Origin of the sequence: Micromonospora eburnea, from assembly GCF_900090225.1 — a bacterium.
In the GTDB taxonomy this organism is placed as follows: Bacteria; Actinomycetota; Actinomycetes; order Mycobacteriales; family Micromonosporaceae; genus Micromonospora; species Micromonospora eburnea.
Genome location: NZ_FMHY01000002.1, coordinates 710,927 through 730,325, shown reverse-complemented (window position 1 = coordinate 730,325; position 19,399 = coordinate 710,927). Strand labels below are relative to the sequence as shown.

At 72.3% G+C, this 19,399-nt stretch carries 18 protein-coding genes; 8 read left to right on the top strand and 10 right to left on the bottom strand.

Translation table 11 applies throughout. The features are described from left to right. Nucleotides 1–2: 2 nt before the first annotated feature. A complete protein-coding gene (locus tag GA0070604_RS03710) occupies nt 3–569 on the bottom strand; it encodes a TetR/AcrR family transcriptional regulator (RefSeq protein WP_091114140.1) in 567 nt (188 codons plus the stop codon). Between the two features lie 88 nt (nt 570–657). Between GA0070604_RS03710 and GA0070604_RS03705 the strand changes: the two genes are divergently transcribed. The 4 genes from GA0070604_RS03705 to GA0070604_RS03690 all read left to right on the top strand — a co-directional run bounded on the left by GA0070604_RS03705 (nt 658) and on the right by GA0070604_RS03690 (nt 5,582). After that, on the top strand, nt 658–1,104 hold the full coding sequence (locus GA0070604_RS03705; RefSeq protein ID WP_091114137.1) for a DoxX family protein: 447 nt from the start codon (nt 658–660) through the stop codon (nt 1,102–1,104). Nucleotides 1,105–1,134: 30 nt separating this feature from the next. Then, a complete protein-coding gene (locus GA0070604_RS03700; protein ID WP_091126882.1) occupies nt 1,135–1,653 on the top strand; it encodes a MarR family winged helix-turn-helix transcriptional regulator in 519 nt (172 codons plus the stop codon). Continuing rightward, entirely contained in the window at nt 1,647–3,380 is a 1,734-nt protein-coding gene (locus tag GA0070604_RS03695; protein ID WP_091114134.1) for an ABC transporter ATP-binding protein, read from the top strand. Before GA0070604_RS03700 ends, GA0070604_RS03695 begins: the two co-directional genes overlap by 7 nt. A 156-nt stretch (nt 3,381–3,536) precedes the next feature. Beyond that, nucleotides 3,537–5,582 carry an ABC transporter ATP-binding protein gene (locus tag GA0070604_RS03690; RefSeq protein WP_091114131.1) on the top strand — a complete coding sequence of 682 codons (2,046 nt, stop codon included), beginning with the start codon at nt 3,537–3,539 and terminating at the stop codon, nt 5,580–5,582. Between the two features lie 115 nt (nt 5,583–5,697). Here GA0070604_RS03690 and thrS read toward each other — a convergent pair whose 3' ends face one another. After that, entirely contained in the window at nt 5,698–6,915 is a 1,218-nt protein-coding gene (gene thrS, locus GA0070604_RS03685; RefSeq protein ID WP_091114130.1) for a threonine--tRNA ligase, read from the bottom strand. Between the two features lie 222 nt (nt 6,916–7,137). Then, the gene (locus tag GA0070604_RS03680; protein ID WP_091114126.1) at nt 7,138–7,416 is read right to left on the bottom strand and encodes an excalibur calcium-binding domain-containing protein; all 279 of its coding nucleotides are present in this window, start codon (nt 7,414–7,416) and stop codon (nt 7,138–7,140) included. A gap of 394 nt (nt 7,417–7,810) precedes the next feature. On the opposite strand from GA0070604_RS03680, the gene GA0070604_RS03675 reads away from it, so the two are divergent. Both GA0070604_RS03675 and GA0070604_RS03670 read left to right on the top strand, forming a co-directional pair. Then, nucleotides 7,811–8,437, top strand: a complete 627-nt coding sequence (locus GA0070604_RS03675) for a DedA family protein (protein ID WP_091126881.1) — start codon at nt 7,811–7,813, stop codon at nt 8,435–8,437. A 113-nt stretch (nt 8,438–8,550) separates the two neighbouring features. Next, nucleotides 8,551–9,252, top strand: coding sequence for a DUF998 domain-containing protein (locus tag GA0070604_RS03670; RefSeq protein ID WP_091114123.1), 702 nt, complete (start codon nt 8,551–8,553; stop codon nt 9,250–9,252). A gap of 92 nt (nt 9,253–9,344) precedes the next feature. Here GA0070604_RS03670 and GA0070604_RS03665 read toward each other — a convergent pair whose 3' ends face one another. Then, the gene (locus tag GA0070604_RS03665; RefSeq protein WP_091114120.1) at nt 9,345–10,748 is read right to left on the bottom strand and encodes an NAD(P)H-quinone dehydrogenase; all 1,404 of its coding nucleotides are present in this window, start codon (nt 10,746–10,748) and stop codon (nt 9,345–9,347) included. Nucleotides 10,749–10,853: 105 nt separating this feature from the next. Here GA0070604_RS03665 and GA0070604_RS03660 point away from each other — a divergent pair, with 105 nt between their 5' ends. Beyond that, entirely contained in the window at nt 10,854–11,309 is a 456-nt protein-coding gene (locus GA0070604_RS03660; protein WP_091114117.1) for a gamma-glutamylcyclotransferase, read from the top strand. A gap of 73 nt (nt 11,310–11,382) precedes the next feature. Here the strand turns inward: GA0070604_RS03660 and GA0070604_RS03655 are convergent, their stop codons facing one another. Genes GA0070604_RS03655 through GA0070604_RS03640 form a run of 4 tightly spaced genes read right to left on the bottom strand, consistent with a single transcriptional unit; the run spans nt 11,383 to nt 14,727 of the window. Continuing rightward, nucleotides 11,383–12,345: a GNAT family N-acetyltransferase gene (locus GA0070604_RS03655; RefSeq protein WP_091114113.1), complete on the bottom strand. Its 963-nt coding sequence runs from the start codon at nt 12,343–12,345 to the stop codon at nt 11,383–11,385. A gap of 41 nt (nt 12,346–12,386) precedes the next feature. Further along, the gene (locus GA0070604_RS03650; protein WP_091126880.1) at nt 12,387–13,127 is read right to left on the bottom strand and encodes an SCO6745 family protein; all 741 of its coding nucleotides are present in this window, start codon (nt 13,125–13,127) and stop codon (nt 12,387–12,389) included. Nucleotides 13,128–13,164: 37 nt separating this feature from the next. Next, entirely contained in the window at nt 13,165–14,091 is a 927-nt protein-coding gene (locus GA0070604_RS03645) for a hypothetical protein (RefSeq protein WP_091114109.1), read from the bottom strand. Between the two features lie 6 nt (nt 14,092–14,097). Next, nucleotides 14,098–14,727: an MBL fold metallo-hydrolase gene (locus tag GA0070604_RS03640; protein ID WP_091114107.1), complete on the bottom strand. Its 630-nt coding sequence runs from the start codon at nt 14,725–14,727 to the stop codon at nt 14,098–14,100. Nucleotides 14,728–14,848: 121 nt separating this feature from the next. On the opposite strand from GA0070604_RS03640, the gene GA0070604_RS03635 reads away from it, so the two are divergent. Next, entirely contained in the window at nt 14,849–15,841 is a 993-nt protein-coding gene (locus GA0070604_RS03635) for a DUF4349 domain-containing protein (RefSeq protein ID WP_091114104.1), read from the top strand. On the opposite strand, the gene GA0070604_RS03630 is transcribed toward GA0070604_RS03635, so the two are convergent. Both GA0070604_RS03630 and GA0070604_RS03625 read right to left on the bottom strand, forming a co-directional pair. Beyond that, on the bottom strand, nt 15,798–17,057 hold the full coding sequence (locus GA0070604_RS03630) for an amidohydrolase (RefSeq protein WP_091114100.1): 1,260 nt from the start codon (nt 17,055–17,057) through the stop codon (nt 15,798–15,800). The genes GA0070604_RS03635 and GA0070604_RS03630 overlap by 44 nt on opposite strands. A gap of 682 nt (nt 17,058–17,739) precedes the next feature. Beyond that, nucleotides 17,740–19,323, bottom strand: a complete 1,584-nt coding sequence (locus GA0070604_RS03625; protein ID WP_091114097.1) for an acyl-CoA mutase large subunit family protein — start codon at nt 19,321–19,323, stop codon at nt 17,740–17,742. Between the last annotated feature and the right edge of the window lie 76 nt (nt 19,324–19,399).

Sequence of the window (19,399 nt, the reverse complement as noted above, 5' to 3'; positions counted from 1 at the left end):
GCTCACACGGCGAAGAGACGGTGGATGACCGCCCCGGCGGCGGCGCGCGGGTCGTCGCCCACCCGGGGCGGCAGCACGCCGGCGAGCCAGAGCGTGGCGAACCCGTGCACGATGGACCAGGCGGCCATGGCGTCTCCCTGCGGGTCCGCCGCGGTCGCGCGTCCCGCCGGCAGCCGGGCCACCCCCGAGTGCAGCGCCGCGCCGGAGCGATCCCGGGCCGCCCGCGCCTCGGGCGCGTCCCAGTGGTAGAGGTCGCGGCGGAACATCACCTCGAAGTGCGCCCGGTGCCGGACCGCGAAGTCGACGTACGCCACGCCGGCCGCCAGCAGGTCGTCGCCGGCCCCCTCCAGCGCCTCGGCCAGCAGGCCGAAGCCCTCGACGGCGAGCGCGGTGAGCAGACCGGCCTTGTCGCCGAAGTGGTGGGCGGGGGCGGCGTGTGACACGCCGGTACGGCGGGCCAGGTCGCGCAGGCTGACCGCCCCCGGCCCCGACTCCTCGATCACCTCGATCGCGGCCGCGAGCAGAACACGACGCAGGTCGCCGTGATGGTAGCCGCGAGTCTCCGTCATGCCGCAATCCTATCTTGTCATTGACAAGATCTCCCGTCGGCGGGAATCTTTACAACGACAAGATTCCCGATCCCAAGGAGATGCCGGCATGGCACCCCTGATCGCCCTGCTCCTCGGCACCACGCTCGCGCGGCTCGCCGGCCTGGCCGGAGTGGACGCGCTCGACGGCTGGCACCCCGCCCTGCGGGTGGGGCTCGCCCTGATGTTCCTGGTGACCGGCGGCGCCCACTTCGGCTCCCGCCGTCGGGCCGACCTGATCGCGATGGTGCCGCCCCGACTCCCTCGACCCGCGCTCCTCGTCACCGCGACCGGCGTGCTGGAACTGACGGGGGCGGTGGCATTGCTCGTCCCGGCCGCCGCCCGTCCGGCGGCGGCCGGGCTGGCCCTGCTCATGATCGCCATGTTCCCGGCGAACGTCTCCGCGGCCCGCCGGAAGCTCACCCTGGCCGGCCGCCCGGTGACCCCGCTCGGCGTACGCACGGTGTTGCAGATCGTTTTCGTCGCCGCCGCCCTCCCAATTTCGTTTGGAGCCTGACGATCAGGGGTCTAACGTGGCCGCGTGAAGATGGAACCGCTCGTCCGCTTCCCCGACGCCCTGCACCACGCGCCGCTCGGTCGGCTGATCGCGATCGCCGGGCATCTGGTCGAGCAGCACTGGGGGCGTTACCTGGCCGAGCACCACGGGCTCACCTCGGCCGGCATGCGGGTGCTGTTCATCCTGGCGGGCACCGGCGAGAGCACCCACCGGGAGGTCGCCGAGCGGTGCTTCGTCCGCCCGGCAACCCTCACCGGGATCGTCGACACCCTCGAACGGGACGGGTTCGTCGAACGCCGCCGGGACGTCAACGACCGACGTAGCGTCCAACTCACGCTGACCGACAAGGGCCGGGAGCACGCCCAGGCCCTCATTGAAATGATCCACAGTGACCGGCCGCTCACCTCCGTCGACGCCGACCCGGCCAAACGGGCAGTGATCCGTGAGTTCCTCGCCGAACTCATCACGACGATGTCCGACGGGGCCATCGGCCGGTTGAACCCAGACAAGGAATCCACCGACATGACACGGGGGCCCCGGCTGTGCTGATCCGCCTACTCCGTAACCACTTACGCCCGTACCGGAGGCCGCTGGCCGCCGTGGTGGCGTTCCAGTTCGTCGGCACGATGGCCTCGCTCTACCTGCCGAGCCTCAACGCCGAGATCATCGACCGGGGCGTGGCCGTCGGCGACACCGGCCAGATCATGCGTACGGGCGGCTGGATGCTGCTCGTCAGCCTGCTCCAGATCGCCTGCTCGATCGCCGCCGTCTACCTCGGCGCGAAGACCGCGATGGGGTTCGGCCGCGATGTCCGGGCCGCCATCTTCAGCCACGTCAACCGCTTCTCCGCCCGCGAGGTGGCCCGGTTCGGGGCACCCTCGCTGATCACCCGGAACACCAACGACGTTCAGCAGGTGCAGATGCTCGTCCTGCTGACCTGCACCATGCTGGTGGCCGCGCCGATCATGAGCATCGGCGGCGTGGTGATGGCGCTCCGCGAGGACGTCGGGCTCTCCTGGCTGATGCTGGTGTGCGTGCCGGTCCTGGCGGTCGCCCTGGGCCTGGTCATCCGGCGGATGGTGCCGGGCTTCCGGCTGATGCAGACCCGGATCGACACGGTGAACCGGGTGCTGCGCGAGCAGATCACCGGCATCCGGGTGGTCCGCGCCTTCGTCCGCGAGCCGTACGAGACGGAGCGCTTCGGGGTCGCGAACGGCGACCTGACCGCGACCGCGCTGCGGATCGGCCGGCTCCAGGCACTGATCTTCCCGCTGGTGATGCTGGTGCTCAACGTCTCCAGCGTCGCGGTGCTCTGGTTCGGCGCCGGCCGGGTGGACTCCGGCCAGATCGAAATCGGCGCGCTGACCGCGTTCCTCCAGTACCTGATGCAGATCCTGATGGCGGTCATGATGGCCACCTTCATGCTGATGATGGTGCCCCGCGCGTCGGTCTGCGCCGAGCGCATCGTGGAGGTGCTGGACACCGAGTCCTCGGTGGCGCCGGCTGCCCGGCCGGTGACCGAGGTGTCCGCCCGGGGCGAGCTGGAACTGCGCGGGGTCGGCTTCCAGTACCCGGGGGCGACCGCCCCGGTGCTGCACGACATCTCGTTCCGCGCCGAGCCCGGGCGGACGACGGCGATCATCGGCTCCACCGGCGCCGGCAAGACCACCCTGCTCACCCTGATCCCGCGGCTGGTCGACCCGACCACGGGGATGGTCCTCGTCGACGGGGTGGACGTCCGCGAACTGGCCCCGGACGAGCTGTGGCGGCGGATCGGGCTCGTGCCGCAGCGACCGTACCTGTTCAGCGGCACGGTCGCCAGTAACCTGCGGTACGGCAACCCGGACGCCTCCGACGCCGACCTCTGGGCGGCGCTGGAGATCGCCCAGGCCCGGGAGTTCGTCGCCGAGATGCCGGGCGGCCTGGACGCGCCGATCGCGCAGGGCGGCACGAACGTCTCCGGCGGTCAGCGGCAGCGACTGGCGATCGCCCGCGCACTGGTCCGCAAACCGGAGATCTACTTGTTCGACGACTCTTTCTCCGCGCTCGACCTCGGCACGGACGCCCGGCTGCGGGCCGCCCTGAAACCGGTCACCGCGGAGGCGGCGGTGGTGATCGTGGCCCAGCGGGTCTCCACGATCATCGACGCCGATCAGATCCTCGTGCTCGAGGACGGAGGCGTCGTCGGGATGGGCCGACACGAGGACCTGCTCCAGACCTGCCCCACGTACGCCGAGATCGTGGCGTCCCAGCAGACCGCGGAGGTGGCGGCATGAGCGAGCGTCAGCGAGCGAATCATCAACACAGCGCCGTGGTGCCTCATGGCGACGCCGAGCGAAGCGAGGTGGCGGCATGAGCGAGCGTCAGCGAGCGAATCATCAGTGCAGCGCCGTGGTGCCTCATGGCGACGCCGAGCGAAGCGAGGTGGCGGCATGAGCGCTGTCAAGCAGAAGGAGACGCCGAAGCGGCTGCCACCGGCCGGGCGGCGCGGCGGCGGCGGTCCGCCGCACATGGGCATGGGCATGCCCGCCGAGAAGGCGATGAATTTCGGGCCGTCCGCCCGGCGGCTGTTGGGGCGGCTCCGGCCGCACCGGGTGCAACTGACCGGCGTGCTCGCGCTGGCCGTGGCGAGCGTCGGGCTCAGCGTCATCGGGCCGAAGGTGCTCGGCCACGCCACCGACCTGATCTTCAGCGGGGTGATCGGCCGGCGTCTGCCCGAGGGCACCACCACCGAGCAGGCGGTGGCCGCGGCCCGGGCATCCGGCAACGGCAACTTCGCCGACATGCTGGCCAAGATGCACGTGGTGCCCGGCGTCGGCATCGACTTCGCCGCGCTGGGCCGGGTGCTGGCCCTGGCGCTGGCGCTCTATGTCGGGGCCGCCGTGCTGATGTGGGCGCAGGGCTGGGTGCTCAACGGCGTGGTGCAGCGGACGATCCTGCGGCTGCGCGCCGAGGTGGAGGACAAGCTCAACCGGCTGCCGCTGCCCTACTTCGACCGGCAGCCCCGCGGCGAGTTGCTCAGCCGGGTCACCAACGACATCGACAACATCTCGCAGACCCTCCAGCAGACGCTGAGCCAGCTGGTCACCTCGCTGCTCACCGTCGTCGGCGTACTGGCCATGATGGTCTGGATCTCGCCGCTGCTGGCGCTGGTGGCCCTGGTGGCGGTGCCGCTGTCGGTGGTGGTCACCGGCCAGATCGCCAAGCGGTCGCAGGGCAAGTTCATCGCCCAGTGGACGCACACCGGCGAGCTGAACGGGCAGATCGAGGAGGCGTACACCGGCCACGAGCTGGTCAAGGTCTTCGGCCGGCAGAAGGAGGTGGAGGCCGCCTTCCACGCCAAGAACGAGCAACTGTTCCAGGCGAGCTTCGGCGCGCAGTTCGTCTCCGGGATCATCATGCCGGCGATGTTCTTCATCGGGAACCTCAGCTACGTGGCGATCGCCGTGGTCGGCGGCCTACGGGTGGCCTCGGGCACGATGAGCCTCGGCGACGTGCAGGCGTTCATCCAGTACTCGCGACAGTTCACCCAGCCGCTCACCCAGGTCGCCTCGATGGCGAACCTGCTCCAGTCCGGGGTGGCCTCGGCCGAGCGGGTCTTCGCCGTCCTCGACGCCGAGGAGCAGACCCCGGAGCCGGCGCGACCGGCCCGGATCGCCGACCCGCACGGCCGCGTCGAGTTCGAGCACGTCTCCTTCCGGTACGCCCCGGACAAGCCCCTGATCGACGACCTGTCCCTGGTCGCCGAGCCCGGGCACACGGTGGCCATCGTCGGCCCGACCGGTGCCGGCAAGACCACGCTGGTCAACCTGATCATGCGGTTCTACGAGCTGGACGCGGGCCGGATCACCCTGGACGGGGTGGACATCACCACGATGCGCCGGGACGAGCTGCGCGGCCGGATCGGCATGGTGCTCCAGGACACCTGGCTCTTCGGCGGAACCATCCGCGACAACATCGCGTACGGGCGGCCGGGCGCCACCGAGGAGGAGATTCTGGCGGCGGCCCGGGCCACCTTCGTGGACCGGTTCGTACGCAGCCTGCCCGACGGGTACGACACCGTGATCGACGAGGAGGGCAGCAACGTCAGCGCGGGCGAGAAGCAGCTCATCACGATCGCCCGGGCGTTCCTGGCCGAGCCGTCGCTGCTGATCCTCGACGAGGCGACAAGTTCGGTGGACACCCGCACCGAGGTTCTGCTCCAGCGGGCGATGGCGGCGCTGCGTTCGGATCGGACCAGCTTCGTCATCGCGCACCGGCTCTCCACCATCCGCGACGCCGACCTGATCCTGATGATGGAGCAGGGCCGGATCGTCGAGCAGGGCAGCCACGACCAGCTCCTCGCCGCCGACGGGGCGTACGCCCGGCTGTACCGGTCGCAGTTCACCGGCGCGGTGATCACCGACGAGATCCCGGCACCGCCGACCGGGGGCGCGCCGGCCGGGACGCTCCCGGCGGCCGCGCCGGCCAAGAACTGACGTGCATCGGGTGACCGGCCTGGCGCCGGCTTCCCACCCTCAGGGCGGGAAGCCGGCGCCGGCCGGTGCCCGGAGAGCCGGTCAGGATCCCGGCGGTGGCCCGGACCGGCGGCCGTCAGGTGGCCGGGAGCAGGCCGGCCGAACGGGCGGCGACCACCCGCCCGATCAATCCCAGCGCGTCGGCCACCGGCATCGGGTCGAGCCCACGGCCGTCGCGCAGGCGCAGGGACACCGACCCGTCGGCCGCCTCCCGGGGGCCGACCACCCCGACGTACGGAACCTTCCGGCGGGCCGCGTCCCGGATCCGGGCGCCCAGCGAGCCGGCCAGTTCGACCTCGGCCCGCAGCCCCGCCGCCTCGGCCCGGCGGCACAGGTCGACGGCCGGGTCCGCCTGGCCGTCGTCGACGGGGAGCAGCACCAGCTGCACCGGGGCGTACCAGGCCGGGAAGGCACCGGCGTGCACCTCGATCAGGTACGCGAAGAGCCGTTCCATGCTGCCGACGAGGCTCCGGTGCACCATCACCGGCCGCTTCCGGCTCCCGTCCGCGGCGGTGTACGACAGGTCGAACTTCTCCGGCTTGTCGAAGTCGAGCTGGATGGTGGAGATGGTCGACTCCCGGCCGGCCGCGTCGACGATCTGGATGTCGATCTTCGGTCCGTAGAAGGCGGCCTCGCCCGGCCCCTCGGTGAAGTCGACCCCGTCGAGCGCCTCGCGGAGCAGCTCCTCGGCCCGCGCCCACGAGCGGTCGTCCCCGACGTACTTCTCGCCCGGCCCGCGCAGCGACAGCCGGAACCCGGCCGGCCGTACGCCGAGCGCGGCGTGCGCCTCGCGGATCAACCGGAGGATCTCGTGCACCTCGTCACCGACCTGCTCCAGCGCGCAGAAGTTGTGCGCGTCGTTGAGGGAGATGGCGCGTACCCGGGCGAGACCGCCGAGCACCCCGGAGCGCTCCGCCCGGTACATTCCGCCCAGCTCGCCGACGCGCAGCGGCAACTCCCGGTAGGACCGGCCCCGGGCCCGGTACACCAGCGCGTGGTGCGGGCAGAGCGCCGGCCGGAGCACGAACTCGTCGTCGGCGGAGAGCCGCATCGGCGGAAACATGTCATCGGCAAAGTAGCCCAGGTGCCCGGAGAGCTCGAACAGCTCCCGCCGGCCCAGCGGTGGCGAGTAGACGTGCCGGTAGCCGGCCCGGCGCTCCAGCTCCCGTACGTACTCCTCGACGGCGTGCCGGGCGGCGGCGCCGGCCGGCAGCCAGATGGGCAGGCCGGCGCCCGCGAGCGGGTCCGAGGCGAACAGCTCCAGGTCCCGGCCGAGCCTGCGGTGGTCGATCATGTCGCTCTCCTTGATCGGGTACGACCCGGAGGCGAGCGGGCCCGGAACGCCGCGAGGCCCCGGGGCGGTTCGCCCCGGGGCCTCGTCGACGGAAACGTCAGTGCGGCGCGCCGGGGATTCCCGGCGTCGTGGTCACCACCGCGCTGCGCATACGGCGACCGTACGACCGGCACGGCACCCGGGGCGAGCGGTTTTCCGGCCGCCACCGCCGTCCGTACGAGGTCAACGCTTCTCGCAGGCGATGCCGTCCCGGTCCCGGTCCAGGTGGGTGTTCTTCGCGTAGATCGCGTTGGACACCTTGAAGTTGGTGACCGGCTTGGTCTTGCCGCGGACCTTGTCCTTCGCGCCCTTCTTGCCCACGCCGTGCTTGTAGACCTTGTTCAGTGCGGTGCAGTTCTTGTATCGCTTTGCCGCCGCCTCCGCCGGGCCGACGGCGACGAAGGTGCTGCCGCCAAGCGCCAGGGACAGGGCCAGCACACCCCGAACGAGCCTGGAAACCATCGAGGAGCCTCCCGAATGGGATTGTCGGTTGAGCCCGGGATCGTATCCGGCGGCTACCTCGAAGGGGATGTGCTGTCGGAGGTCCGACAACGATGCTGTGGGGCGGGTCGCCGGCACGGGACCTGCCGGCGACCCGCGGCGGCCCGGTCGTCGGGGACGGGGGTCCGACGGGCGGGACCGCGTTCCGACAACGGTACGCCGGGGATCGCCCTTCCGCCGCCCGCTCCGGTGCGCGCCGACACGTCGAAGCGTCGTCACATCGGCCACCGCGGCATCGTTCTCCACTGGTGGCCCGCTGGTGTCAGTGGTCACGACCGGACGGGGGTGCCCGCAGTGACGTGGGACACGCCGTCAGGCTCAGTGCGGTCGAACGGGGGAATCCGGCGAGGTGGTCGTGCTCGAACTCATCTCTAACGTCGCGTCGCCGACGTGGGCCTACCTGGCGCTGCTGGGGCTGCTGGCCGCCGACGCCTTCGTGCCGGTCGTACCGACCCAGGTCGTCATGATCACCAGCGGCGCGCTCACCGTCTACGGCGGGCTGAGTCTGCCGCTCACCATCGCCGTCGGCGCGCTCGGCGTCTTCGCCGGCGATCTCGCGTGCTACCTGCTGGGCCGGAGCGCCCCGAACCGCCGGGCGACGCGGCCCACGATGCCCGGCCGGGCCCGTCGCGCCGCCGCGCGGGTCACCCGGGGACTACGCGAGCCGGGGCCACTGGTGATCCTGCTGTGCCGCTTCGTGCCCGGCGGGCGGATGGCCGCCTGCTTCTCGGCGGGCCGCAGCCGCTACCCGTACCGCCTCTTTCTGATCTACGAGGGGCTGGCGGCGACCTGCTGGTCGGCGTACGGAGCGCTGGTCGGCCACCTGGGCGGCACGGCGCTGACCCAGTCGGCATGGCGGCTCGCGCTCATCGGCGCGGCTGCGGCGGCCGGGTTCGCGGCGGCCGGCTGGGCGGTGACCGCGATCACCGCCCGCAACAGCCGTGCCAAGGCGCTGGTGGAGGAATCGACGGCAGCCTCTTGATGCCGATGTGGACGGATCGCCGGACCCGGAGCAGCCGGTAGGGGAAATTCCCGGGACCAAAGTGGGTGCCCGTCCCGGATCCGTTTCGGGTGGTTTCAGCGACAGGCTGAGGCATGCCCGAAAACCAGAGAAACGGCCTGCTCGCTCTCGGCGGGATCGCCCTGGCGGCGGTACTCGCCGTGCTTGGTCACGTCGTCGTCAACGACGACCTGGACCCCTGGTCCCTGACCGTCAGCGACTTCGCCGTATCGGACCGGGGCGGCGTGATCGACGTGGCCATGGCGCTGCTCGCCGCCGCGACGGCAATGCTGATCCCGGCCCTCTGGCGTACCGGATCGGGGTCGGAGCCCGGCGGGCCGCGACGGCGGCAACGGGTCGCGGCGCTGTTTATGGCGGCCTGGACCGCCGGCCTGCTGACCGCCGCCGTGGTGCCCACCAACGAGCCCGGCCTGCCCATGGACACCGCGGCCTATCTGCACCGCTACGCCTCGGTGGTGGCCTTTCTCGCCCTGCCGGTCGCCGGCTGGCTGCTCGCCGGGCACCTGGGTGGCCGCGCCGCCGGCTGGCTGCGCGCGCTCACCATGGTCAGCCTGCTGCTGGCCGGGGCGATGGTCTGGTCCGCCTACCCCGGTGACCGGATGCTGCTCGGCCTGGTCGAACGCCTGCTCATCCTCACCGAGGTGACCCTGCTCAGCGTGGTCGCGGTGAGCCTGACCCGCCGGCCGGCCGGCCCCGTCGCCGGGGCCGCCCCGGAGGCGGAAGCCGCGTCCGCGCCGTTGACCTCAAGCAGGCTTCACCTCCTGGCGTCCGACTGACGGGTCGACGGCGGCCGGTCGGACGAGGAGGCCGAGATGATCCTGGTGACGGGGGCGACCGGCACGGCCGGTCGGGAGGTGGACGCGGCGGGTCACTCCAGTTCGTGGAGCATGAGCTGGCGGGCCGCCTCGGTGATCGAGCCCGACAGCGAGGGGTAGATGGTGATGGTCTGGGCGAGTTCGTTGACGGTGAGGTTGTTCTCGACCGCCATGGTGATCGGCAGGATCAGCTCGCTGGCCTTCGGCGCCACCACCACACCGCCGATCACCTGGCCGCTGGCGGGGCGGCAGAACAGCTTGACGAAACCGTCGGCCAGGTCGTCCATCTTGGCCCGGGCGTTGCCGGACAGCGGCAGCATCACCTGGCGGGCCGGCACCTTGCCGGCGTCCACCTCGTCCTGTGAGACACCGACCGTGGCCAGTTCCGGGTCGGTGAAGACGTTCGCGGCGACGGTACGCAGCCGCAGCGGCCGGACCGCCTCGCCGAGCGCGTGCCACATCGCGATCCGGCCCTGCATGGCGGCGACACTGGCCAGCGGCAGCACCCCGGTGCAGTCACCGGCGGCGTAGATGCCGGGGACATTGGTCCGGGACACCCGGTCGACGGTGACGTAGCCGCCCCGGGCCAGCTCGACGCCGTACTCGGCGAGGCCCAGGTTGGCGGTGTTGGGGATCGAGCCGACCGCGATCAGCGCGTGCGAGCCGACCACCACCCGGCCGTCGGCGAGCACCACCTCGACACCGTCGCCGATCCGGCGGACCGCCTCGGCGCGGGAGTTGTTGAGGATGGTCATGCCCCGGTTGCGGAACACCCGCTCGATCGCCATCGCCGCGTCGGCGTCCTCGTGCGGCATCACCCGGTCCCGGCTGGAGACCAGGGTCACCTGGACACCCATCGCCAGGTACGCGCTGGCGAACTCGGCGCCGGTCACGCCGGAACCGACCACGATCAGGTGCTCGGGCAGCTCCGGCAGGTCGTACACCTGACGCCAGGTGAGGATGCGCTCGCCGTCCGGGACGGCGGTGGGGAGCTGGCGCGGGGTGGCGCCGGTGGCGATCAGGACGGTGGACGCCGCGATCGAGTACGCCTCGCCTCCGCCGTCGGGGGTGACGATCACCCGGTGGGTGTGACCCAGCGTGTCCTCGCCGAGCCGCGCGGTGCCGGCGACGAACTCGACCCCGGCCTTGACCAGTTTGGCGTGGATGTCGGCGGACTGGGCCAGGGCGAGCCGCTTGACCCGCTCGTGCACCGCCGGGGCGTCGACGGTCACCGCCTCCAGCCCGTCCGAGTGCACGCCGAACTCCTCGGTGTCCCGGTAGCCGGTGACCACCTCTGAACTGGCGATGAAGGTCTTCGACGGGACGCAGTCGGAAAGCACGCACGCGCCGCCGGCCCCCTCCGCCTCGACCACGGTGACATCAGCGTCCAGCTGGGCGGCGACCAGCGCCGCCTCGTACCCGGCCGGTCCCCCGCCGATGATCACGATCTGGCTCACAGCGCTCGCCCCTCATCAGTGCTCACAGTGACTTTCTTCTCCCGTCGCGTTCGACACGCACCGTCGTATTCTCCCCCACGCGTCAGCCGGGCTATCGTCATCGCCGTGCGTCTGTACGCCGCTTATGGCTCAAACCTGGACCCCGCCCGCATGCGCGCCTACTGCCCGCATTCGCCGATGGTGGGCACCGGCTGGCTGGAGGGGTGGCGGCTCACCTTCGCGGGCGAGGGCGTCATTGGCTGGGAGGGCTCGGTCAGCACCGTCGTCGAGTCCCCGGGCGACCGGGTCTTCGTGGCGCTCTACGACATCCACCCGTACGACGCCGCGCAGCTCGACGAGATCGAGGGCGTGGCCGCCGGGACGTACCGGAAACTCACCGTCCGCATCTCCACCCTCGACGGGGACATGACCGCGTGGGTCTACGTCTTCGACGGGTACGAGGGCGGCCTGCCGACGTCGTGGTACCTCTCCGAGATCGCGAACGCGGCGGAGAAGGCGGGCGCGCCGGACGACTACGTCACCGAGCTGCGTTCCCGCCCCACCGGCACCGCCTCCGCGTAGCGCGTATCGCACGCGTCCAGTCTCCCCGGCCGATCACCCGGCCGGGCGGCGACCCCGGAGCGCGGGTAACGGGTCACACCTCCGTGGCGGCGACCGTCCGCTCGTACATGTCGGTCCAGCGCACCTCGCGCAGCCCGACCGAGCGGTAGAGGGTCACCGGGACGGTCGGATTGGCCAGGTCGACGCCCAGCCCGGCGCCAACCCGGCCCTTCGCGGCGTAGACCGCGAACGCCCGGCGCAGCAGCGCCGCCCCCACCCCGCGCCGCCGGTACGCGGGCAGCACCGACAGCGTGCGTACCCAGCCCATGTCCCGGTCGAGAGCCTGGTCGGAGGACTGGAGGGCACCGGCCGGCTCCCCGTCGACCTCGGCGACGAACCACTCGTCCCAGACCTTGCCGTAGGACGGGAGCTGCTCCCGCCACGCCTCGAAGCCGAGCGGCTCGTAGTCCGGGGTGTCCCGGAACGCGGTGTCGAAGATCCGGTGGAACTCCCGCAGGTCGGCCTCGTCGTCGGGGCGCAGCGACCGGATGGTCACCCCGGCCGGCGGGGCGGGCTCGGCGGGCAGGTCGGTCAGCGAGCGGGTCATCCGGACGTACCGCTTGACCCGGGTGAAGCCCGCCTCGACCAGCTCGGCCGCCCAGCGCGTCTCCGGGGCGAAGACGGCGGTGCGGACGGTCAGCGCGGGCAGGCGGCGCTCGGCGGCCCGCTCGGCGATCCGGTCGAGGAGCCGGTCCAACAGCGGCGCGCGCAGGACGCCTCCCCGGTCGGGGTCCACGTAGACCTCGATGAACTCCCGGCCCACCCCGGTCGGGTTGCTCAGGATCGTCCAGCCGACCGCCGTACCGTCCGGCTCGGTGACCAGCCACGAATCCCGAGCCATGTCGACGAACGGAGCGGTCAGCGCGGTCCGCACGTCGTCGGCGTCGAAGTCGGGGTAGCCCACGGCGAAGGTGTCGGCGGCGTGCACCACCTTCAGGATCGCGGGTACGTCGTCGAGGGTGGGACGGCGGGCGGTCCAGCCGGCGGGAAGCGTCACGGCGCCGATCCTGGCAGCCCTCCGACGGCCGTGCCTCTCATTTATCCGCCGCGCAGGTGCAGCCTGGCGGCGGTGAGCAGGTTGAGCAGTTCCGCCCCCTCGCCGGGGGCGAGCGCCCGGAACGCCGTCGAGGCCAACCGGTCGGTCACCGCCTCGGCCCAGAGCCGCCGCCGCACCAGCGGCCCGACCGGCGGGTACGGGGGCGCCCAGCCGCAGGCGGCGGCCCCCGCCTCGCCCTCCGGCCCGGCCAGCACCGCCTCCAGCGGGGTCATCCCGGCCGCTCGGACGGCCAGCAGGTACGCCCCGGCGAAGTGCTCGCGGAGCAGCAGCAGCGCGACGGCCGCCCGCGCGCCCGGCGAGCGATCCGGCACCGGCATGGACCGCCACGCGGCGAAGAGCGGCATCCCGCTGCTGTCGGCCGCGTCGGCCACGCGTTCCAGCAGGCCGGCCAGGCGGGGCGCCTGGGGCGCGTCGCCCAGCTGTTCGGCACCCCACCGGCAGCACTCGGCCAGGTTCGCGCCGGCCACCTCCAGCGGCCGGACCGTACGGGCGGCGGCGTCCCAGCCGTCGGCGACCGCCTCGGGGGCGATGAACCCGAGCGCGGCGGCGACCGTCTCGGCTCGGACGTCACCGAGCGCGCCGGCCCGGCCGGTGATGTAGAACGCCCAGCCCGAGATGCCGAGCAGCCGAGCGCGGCGCAGCGTCGCCGGACGGCGGGAGAAGGTCTCCCCGAGCTCCAGCACCAGCGGTTTACTGGCGGCGGCGACCTGTTCCGGCGTCATCGGCGCGCCGTCCATCCACCATGGTCATCCATCACGCTCAGTCTGCCCGGTGACCACCGTCCGCGGCATCCCCCTCTTCGGCGTCCAGCGCCTCCAGCGCCGCCTCCACCTCGCCGGTGCGCCGGCGGGCGGCGGTTACCGAGCGTTCGGCGCCCCGCCGGGTCAGCTTGGCTCGGCTCAGCTCCTGCTCGGCGACGGCCCGGCGGCGTTCCAGCTCGGCCAGTTCGGTCTCGATCCGGTCCAGCGTCGCGGCGCCGTCCCGTTCGGACCGGACGGCCTCGGTCAGCTCCCGCTCGGCCCGGTCCTGGTCGCCACGGGCCTTCGCCAGCTCACGGTCCAGCGCGCGGCGGCGTTTCGCCCGTTCGGCCCGGGCCGCCCGCTCGGCGGCCTGCTCGTCGCGGGCCCGCCGGGTCCCGGCCCGCTCGGGTACGGGCGGTTCCTCCGCACCACCGGTGACCAGCCGCAGCTGCGGCCGGGGCACCTCGCCGAAGCCGGCGTAGTGGGTGGCCCGGAGCAGCCGGCCGGCCCGGATCTGCTCGGCCACCTCGGTGTCGGACAGGGCGGCGTTGAGCGTCGCCTCCACCTCGGCGAGCGGCAGCTTGCCGGCCGGCGGGGCGGCCGGTTCGGCGGCGGCCAGCTTGCGTACCTCGCCGACCAGCGCGCCGACGACGGCCCGGCGCTGCGCGGAGAGCTCGCGCAGCTTGCCGCCGCGCAGTTCGCGTTGGGCGACGCGCAGCGACTCGGCGAGCTGCGCCAGGTCGGCCACCAGTTCCGGCCGGTGGATGGCCAGCAGGTTGACCAGCCAGGCGGCAACGGTGGGGCGGCGCAGCCGGGCGATCTCCCGGGCCGCCTTCGGGTCGCCGGACCGGCGCGCCTCGGCGACCGCGGCGTCCCGGGCCGCGACGAACCGGTCCGGCGGCGTCGCGTAGAGCCGCTGGACCAGCTCCGGGGGTGGACCGGCCATCGCCGGTCAGGCGTCGATCCGGGTACCCGGTTCGAGGCGGCGGTAGTCGGTCTTCGACAGCGCGGTGTACTGCCGGTCGTAGATGCCGAAGCCGTTGGCGTTGAGCAGCCCGTCGTGCAGCGCGTACGCCCGGCGCGGGGCCACCGCCCGGATGAAGTCGACCACCTCGGAGAACTTCGACCAGGGCGCGTGGATCGGGGCGAAGAGGGTGTCCACCTGAACGTCGTCGGGTACGACCAGCGAGTCGCCCGGGTGGTAGACGACGTCGTTGAACAGGTAGCCCACGTTCTGGATCACGGGGATGTCGGGGTGGATGACCGCGTGCTGCCCGCCGTACGCGCGGACCGGGACGCCGGCGGCGGTGAACGACTCACCGGGCGCGACCACGACCAGCGCCTCGGCGGCGTCACCGAGGATGTCGGCGAGCGACGCCGGCCCGTTGACGGTGAACGGCCGCCGCTCCAGCGCCCGGGTCAGCGCCTCGACGTTCACGTGGTCGGGGTGCTCGTGGGTGATCAGCACCGCGTCCGCCCCGTCCAGCGCCTCGGGTTCGCTGTAGACCCCGGGGTCCACCACGAGCACTCCCCCGTCGTGCTCCAGCCGGACACAGGAGTGGCCGTACTTGGTGAGCTGCATCGTGACTCCTCGATTATCGAATCGTGACGTCCTCAGCGCAGTCTGCCGGAACCGGGGCGTTGGCGCGCCACGTCCGAGGTATCGACCCCGACGCGGGGTCGCTGAGGATCGGAGCGGGGAGATGCGAGAACGAGAGGGACTGCGCCGGGCCGTGCCGCTGGCGGCGGTGGGGCTGGTGGCGGTGCTGGCCGTGGGGGCCTGCTCCGCGGACGGCGGGAGCGGGGCCAGCGACTCCCAGGCGAGGCCCGCCGTGGGTGGGGCGGTCGACGCGGACGGGGCCGCCAAGGCGGAAGCCGGCGCGGGCCAGGACACGGGCGCGGCGGGTGGCTCGGGCGCGGCCGACCTGCGGGTGGACCAGCGGTCGATCATCTACACCGGAACGATGCAGGTCCGGGTGGACGACGTGGAGCGGGCGGCCCGCGATGCGATCGCCCGAGCCCGCGAGGCGGGCGGATTCGTCGGTGGCGACCAGCGGACCAGCGAGTCGGCGGACGCCAAGGCCGAGCTGACCCTGCGGGTGCCGGCCGACCGGTTCACCGCGGTCATCGACGGACTCGCCGGGCTCGGCAAGCAGGAACGACGCGAGATCCGCACCGAGGACGTCACCGAGGAGACCGTCGACCTGGACGCCCGGATCGCCACCCAGCGCGCCCGGGTGGACAGCGCCCGGAAGTTACTGGCCCGGGCCACCTCGATCAACGACCTGGTCACGCTGGAGAACGAGGTGGGCCGGCGGGAGGCCGACCTCGCGTCGCTGGAGGCGAAGAAGCGCCGGCTCGCCGATCTGACCGCGCTCTCCACGATCACCGTGACCTTCGTCGGCCCCCAGGCCGTGACCGTCACGGAGGACGACGACGAGCTGGGTTTCCTGGTCGGACTGCGGGGCGGCTGGTCGGCGTTCCTGAGCACGCTGAGCGTGGCCCTCACCGTGCTGGGCGCGGTGCTGCCGTTCGCGCTGGTGATCGGCGTACCGGTGGCGGTGCTGATCCGGCTGGCCCGGCGGCGGACGCCGCCGGCCGGACCGGCGCCGATGGTGCCGGGACCGGCCGGGCCGGTGGGTGGTCCGCCGCCTAGCGCGCCGCCGCCAGTGCCCGCAGCGCGGTCTGGACCATGAGGCGTACGCCGACCGGAATGGCGCGCTCGTCCACGTCGAACGAGGCCCGGTGCAGGTCCACGTTGGGCCCGTCCCGGCCGACCCCGAGGCGGGCGAGCGCGCCGGGCACGTGCTCCAGGTACCAGGAGAAGTCCTCGCCGCCCATGCTCTGCGGGGTCTCCGCGATCCCCTCCGGGCCGAGGGACGCGGCGGTGGCGGCGGTGAGCACGCCGATGGCCCGGGCATCGTTGGTGACCGGCGGGCGACCGCGCAGGTACTCCAGGTCGACGGTGGCACCGGTGGGCGCGATGACGTCGCGGACCACCTGGGCCACGATCTTCGGGGCCTGGTCCCAGGTGTCGCGGTCCATCACCCGCAGGGTGCCGGCGGCGGAGGCCTCGGAGGGGATGACGTTGTAGCGGGTGCCGGCGGAGGCGTGACCGAACACCAGCAGCAGCCCGCTGTTGGCCGGCACCCGGCGGCTGACGAGCGCCGGCACCTCGGTGACCAGCCGACCGAGCGCGTCAACCAGGTCGACCGTGAGGTGCGGGCGGGCGGTGTGCCCGCCCGGGCCGGTGAGCCGGACGGTGACGTTGTCGGCGGCGGCGGTGATCGGGCCGACCCGCAGGCCGACCCGGCCGACCGGCAGGTTCGGGTCGCAGTGCACCGCGAAGATCTGCACCACGTCGTCCAGGCCGCCGGCCTCGATGACCTCCAGCGAGCCGCAGGGCAGGATCTCCTCGGCCGGTTGGAAGATGAGCCGGACCCGGCCGTCGAGCTGGCCGAGGTCGGCGAGCTGGGCGAGCAGCATGCCCACGCCGAGCATCACGGTGGTGTGCACGTCGTGTCCACAGGCGTGGCAGACGCCGTCCACCGTGGACCGGTACGGCACGTCCTTCGGGTCGGTCAGCGGGAGGGCGTCGATGTCGGCGCGGAGGGCGATCACCGGGCCGTCCGGGCGCCCGTCGATGTCGCAGATGACGCCGTTGCCCTTGGGCAGCAGGCGTGGTTTCAGCCCGGCGAGGGAGAGCTCCCGGTGGATCAGCGCGGCCGTCTCGAACTCCTGGCCGGAAAGCTCCGGGTGGGAGTGGATATGACGTCGGGTGGCGATGAGGCCGGGTACCCGTAGCGCCAACAGATGGTCGAGCTCGAAAGGCAGGGGCTGGGACCCGGATGGCGCCTCCGGCCAGGACGACGCCAGCGGGCTGCCGGAAGGCAGCGTCAACGCACTCGTCACGTCGAATTCTCGATCACTAGAAGTGGATGGATCATCGGGCAGAACAGCAGACAGCCTAGACCTCCGCCGGTGACGCTGGGCAACCTCTTTCGAGTAGCGATCGGACCGCGCAGCGTCACGAATGCCCTGGTGAGAGGGCTCAAGCATCTGCGGGACAGCAGGTAGATCGCGGTCGAACGCCGTCATCTGCCCCACACCTCCTACAACGCGTAACCGATTCAGCGGTCACAAAATCATGGGCCGCCGTTCCGAATTGTCGCATTAGTCGCGGCAATTAACTGGCACTCCGACAATTGCGTGACAACGGCCGGCTGCCGGACAACTCCCGACAGTGACAGGACGGCCGGAAGTGCGACCGCACAGTCTGTCCGTCCCGTTCACCCGATCGGGTTACCCGCATTCCCGATCCGCACACGCGCGCCACGGCCCGGGCGCCACTGCCCCACGGCCCCGACGGACGAGCCGGGCGACGTCGCCCGGAGGGTCCGCGCCGAAGGTGCCGCCGGGCGGGCCGGCACGAGCCCGCCGGCACCTTCGCAACGCCGCCACCGCTTCCGCCGATGTACGGGGAGAGCATCGACTGTACGCCGGAACCAGCGCGTCTTCCCAGCTCAGACGAGGTTCGGACAGCACGACGGCCACGCCGGTCAACCCGGGTGGGCACCGGCGGGACCGCATCGGTTCAGAACCGGTCGCTCGGCCGGTACGTCCCCCACACCGCGCGCAGCGTCCCGCACACCTCGCCGACGGTGGCCCTGGCACGCAGCGCCTCCCTCATCGGGTAGAGCACGTTCCCGGTGCCCTCGGCGGCGGCGCGCAGCTCCGCGAGGGCCCGCTCGACCGCGCCCGGGTCCCGCTCGGCCCGCAGCTTCGCCAGCCGCTCCGCCTGCGCGACCTCGATCGCCGGGTCCACCCGCAGCGGCTCGTACGGCTCCTCCTCGTCGATCTGGAACCGGTTGAGCCCGACCACCACCCGGTCACCCGAGTCGATCTCCTGCGCGATCCGGTACGCGGACTGCTCGATCTCCCGCTTCTGGAAACCGGCCTCGATCGCGTCCACCGCCGAGCCGTGGTCGAACACCCGCTGCATCAGCTCGTCGGCGGCCGCCTCGATCTCGGCGGTCATCGCCTCCACCACGTACGACCCGGCGAACGGATCCACGGTCGCGGTCAGGTCCGTCTCGTACGCCAGCACCTGCTGGGTACGCAGGGCCAGCCGGGCCGCCTTCTCGGTGGGCAGCGCGATCGCCTCGTCGAAGCTGTTGGTGTGCAGCGACTGGGTGCCGCCGAGCACCGCGCCGAGCCCCTGGATCGCCACCCGGACCAGGTTCACCTCCGGCTGCTGGGCGGTGAGCTGCACCCCCGCGGTCTGGGTGTGGAACCGCAGCATCATCGACTTCGGGTTCTGCGCCCCGAACTCGTCGCGCATCAGTCGGGCCCAGATCCGCCGGGCCGCGCGGAACTTGGCGACCTCCTCCAGCAGGGTGGTCCGGGCGACGAAGAAGAACGACAGCCGGGGCGCGAAGTCGTCGACGGCGAGCCCGGCGGCGAGCGCGGCCCGGACGTACTCCACGCCGTTGGCCAGGGTGAACGCGATCTCCTGCGCGGGCGTCGCGCCGGCCTCGGCCATGTGGTAGCCGGAGATGGAGATGGTGTTCCACTTCGGCACCTCGGCCCGGCAGTACGCGAAGGTGTCGGCCACCAGCCGCAGCGAGGGCTTCGGCGGGAAGATGTACGTCCCGCGGGCGATGTACTCCTTGAGGATGTCGTTCTGGATGGTGCCGTTGAGCGCCGCCCCCGGCACCCCGGACTCCTCGGCGACAAGCTGGTAGAGCAGGAGCAGCACCGAGCCGGGCGCGTTGATGGTCATCGAGGTGGAGACCTTGTCCAGCGGGATGCCGTCGAAGAGCAGCCGCATGTCCTCGATCGAGTCGATGGCGACGCCGACCTTGCCCACCTCGCCGTGCGCGATCGGGTCGTCGGAGTCGTACCCCATCTGGGTGGGCAGGTCGAAGGCGACCGACAGGCCCATGGTGCCGGCGCGCAGGAGTTGGTGGTAGCGCGCGTTGGACTCGGTGGCGGTGCCGAAGCCGGCGTACTGCCGCATGGTCCACGGGCGGGAGGTGTACATCGTCGGGTAGACCCCGCGGGTGTACGGGTATCCGCCCGGGACGCCCAGCCGCTCCGGCAACCCTTCGGGGAGGTCGTCCGCCGTGTAGACGCCCTTGATCGGGAAACCGGACTCGCTCGACCGCCGTTCGCTCATGCCCGGATGGTAGGACGCGGCGGGCCGTCGATGGCTGAGGGATAGGGCACACCAGGGGTCCGGCGCGCCTCGGCAG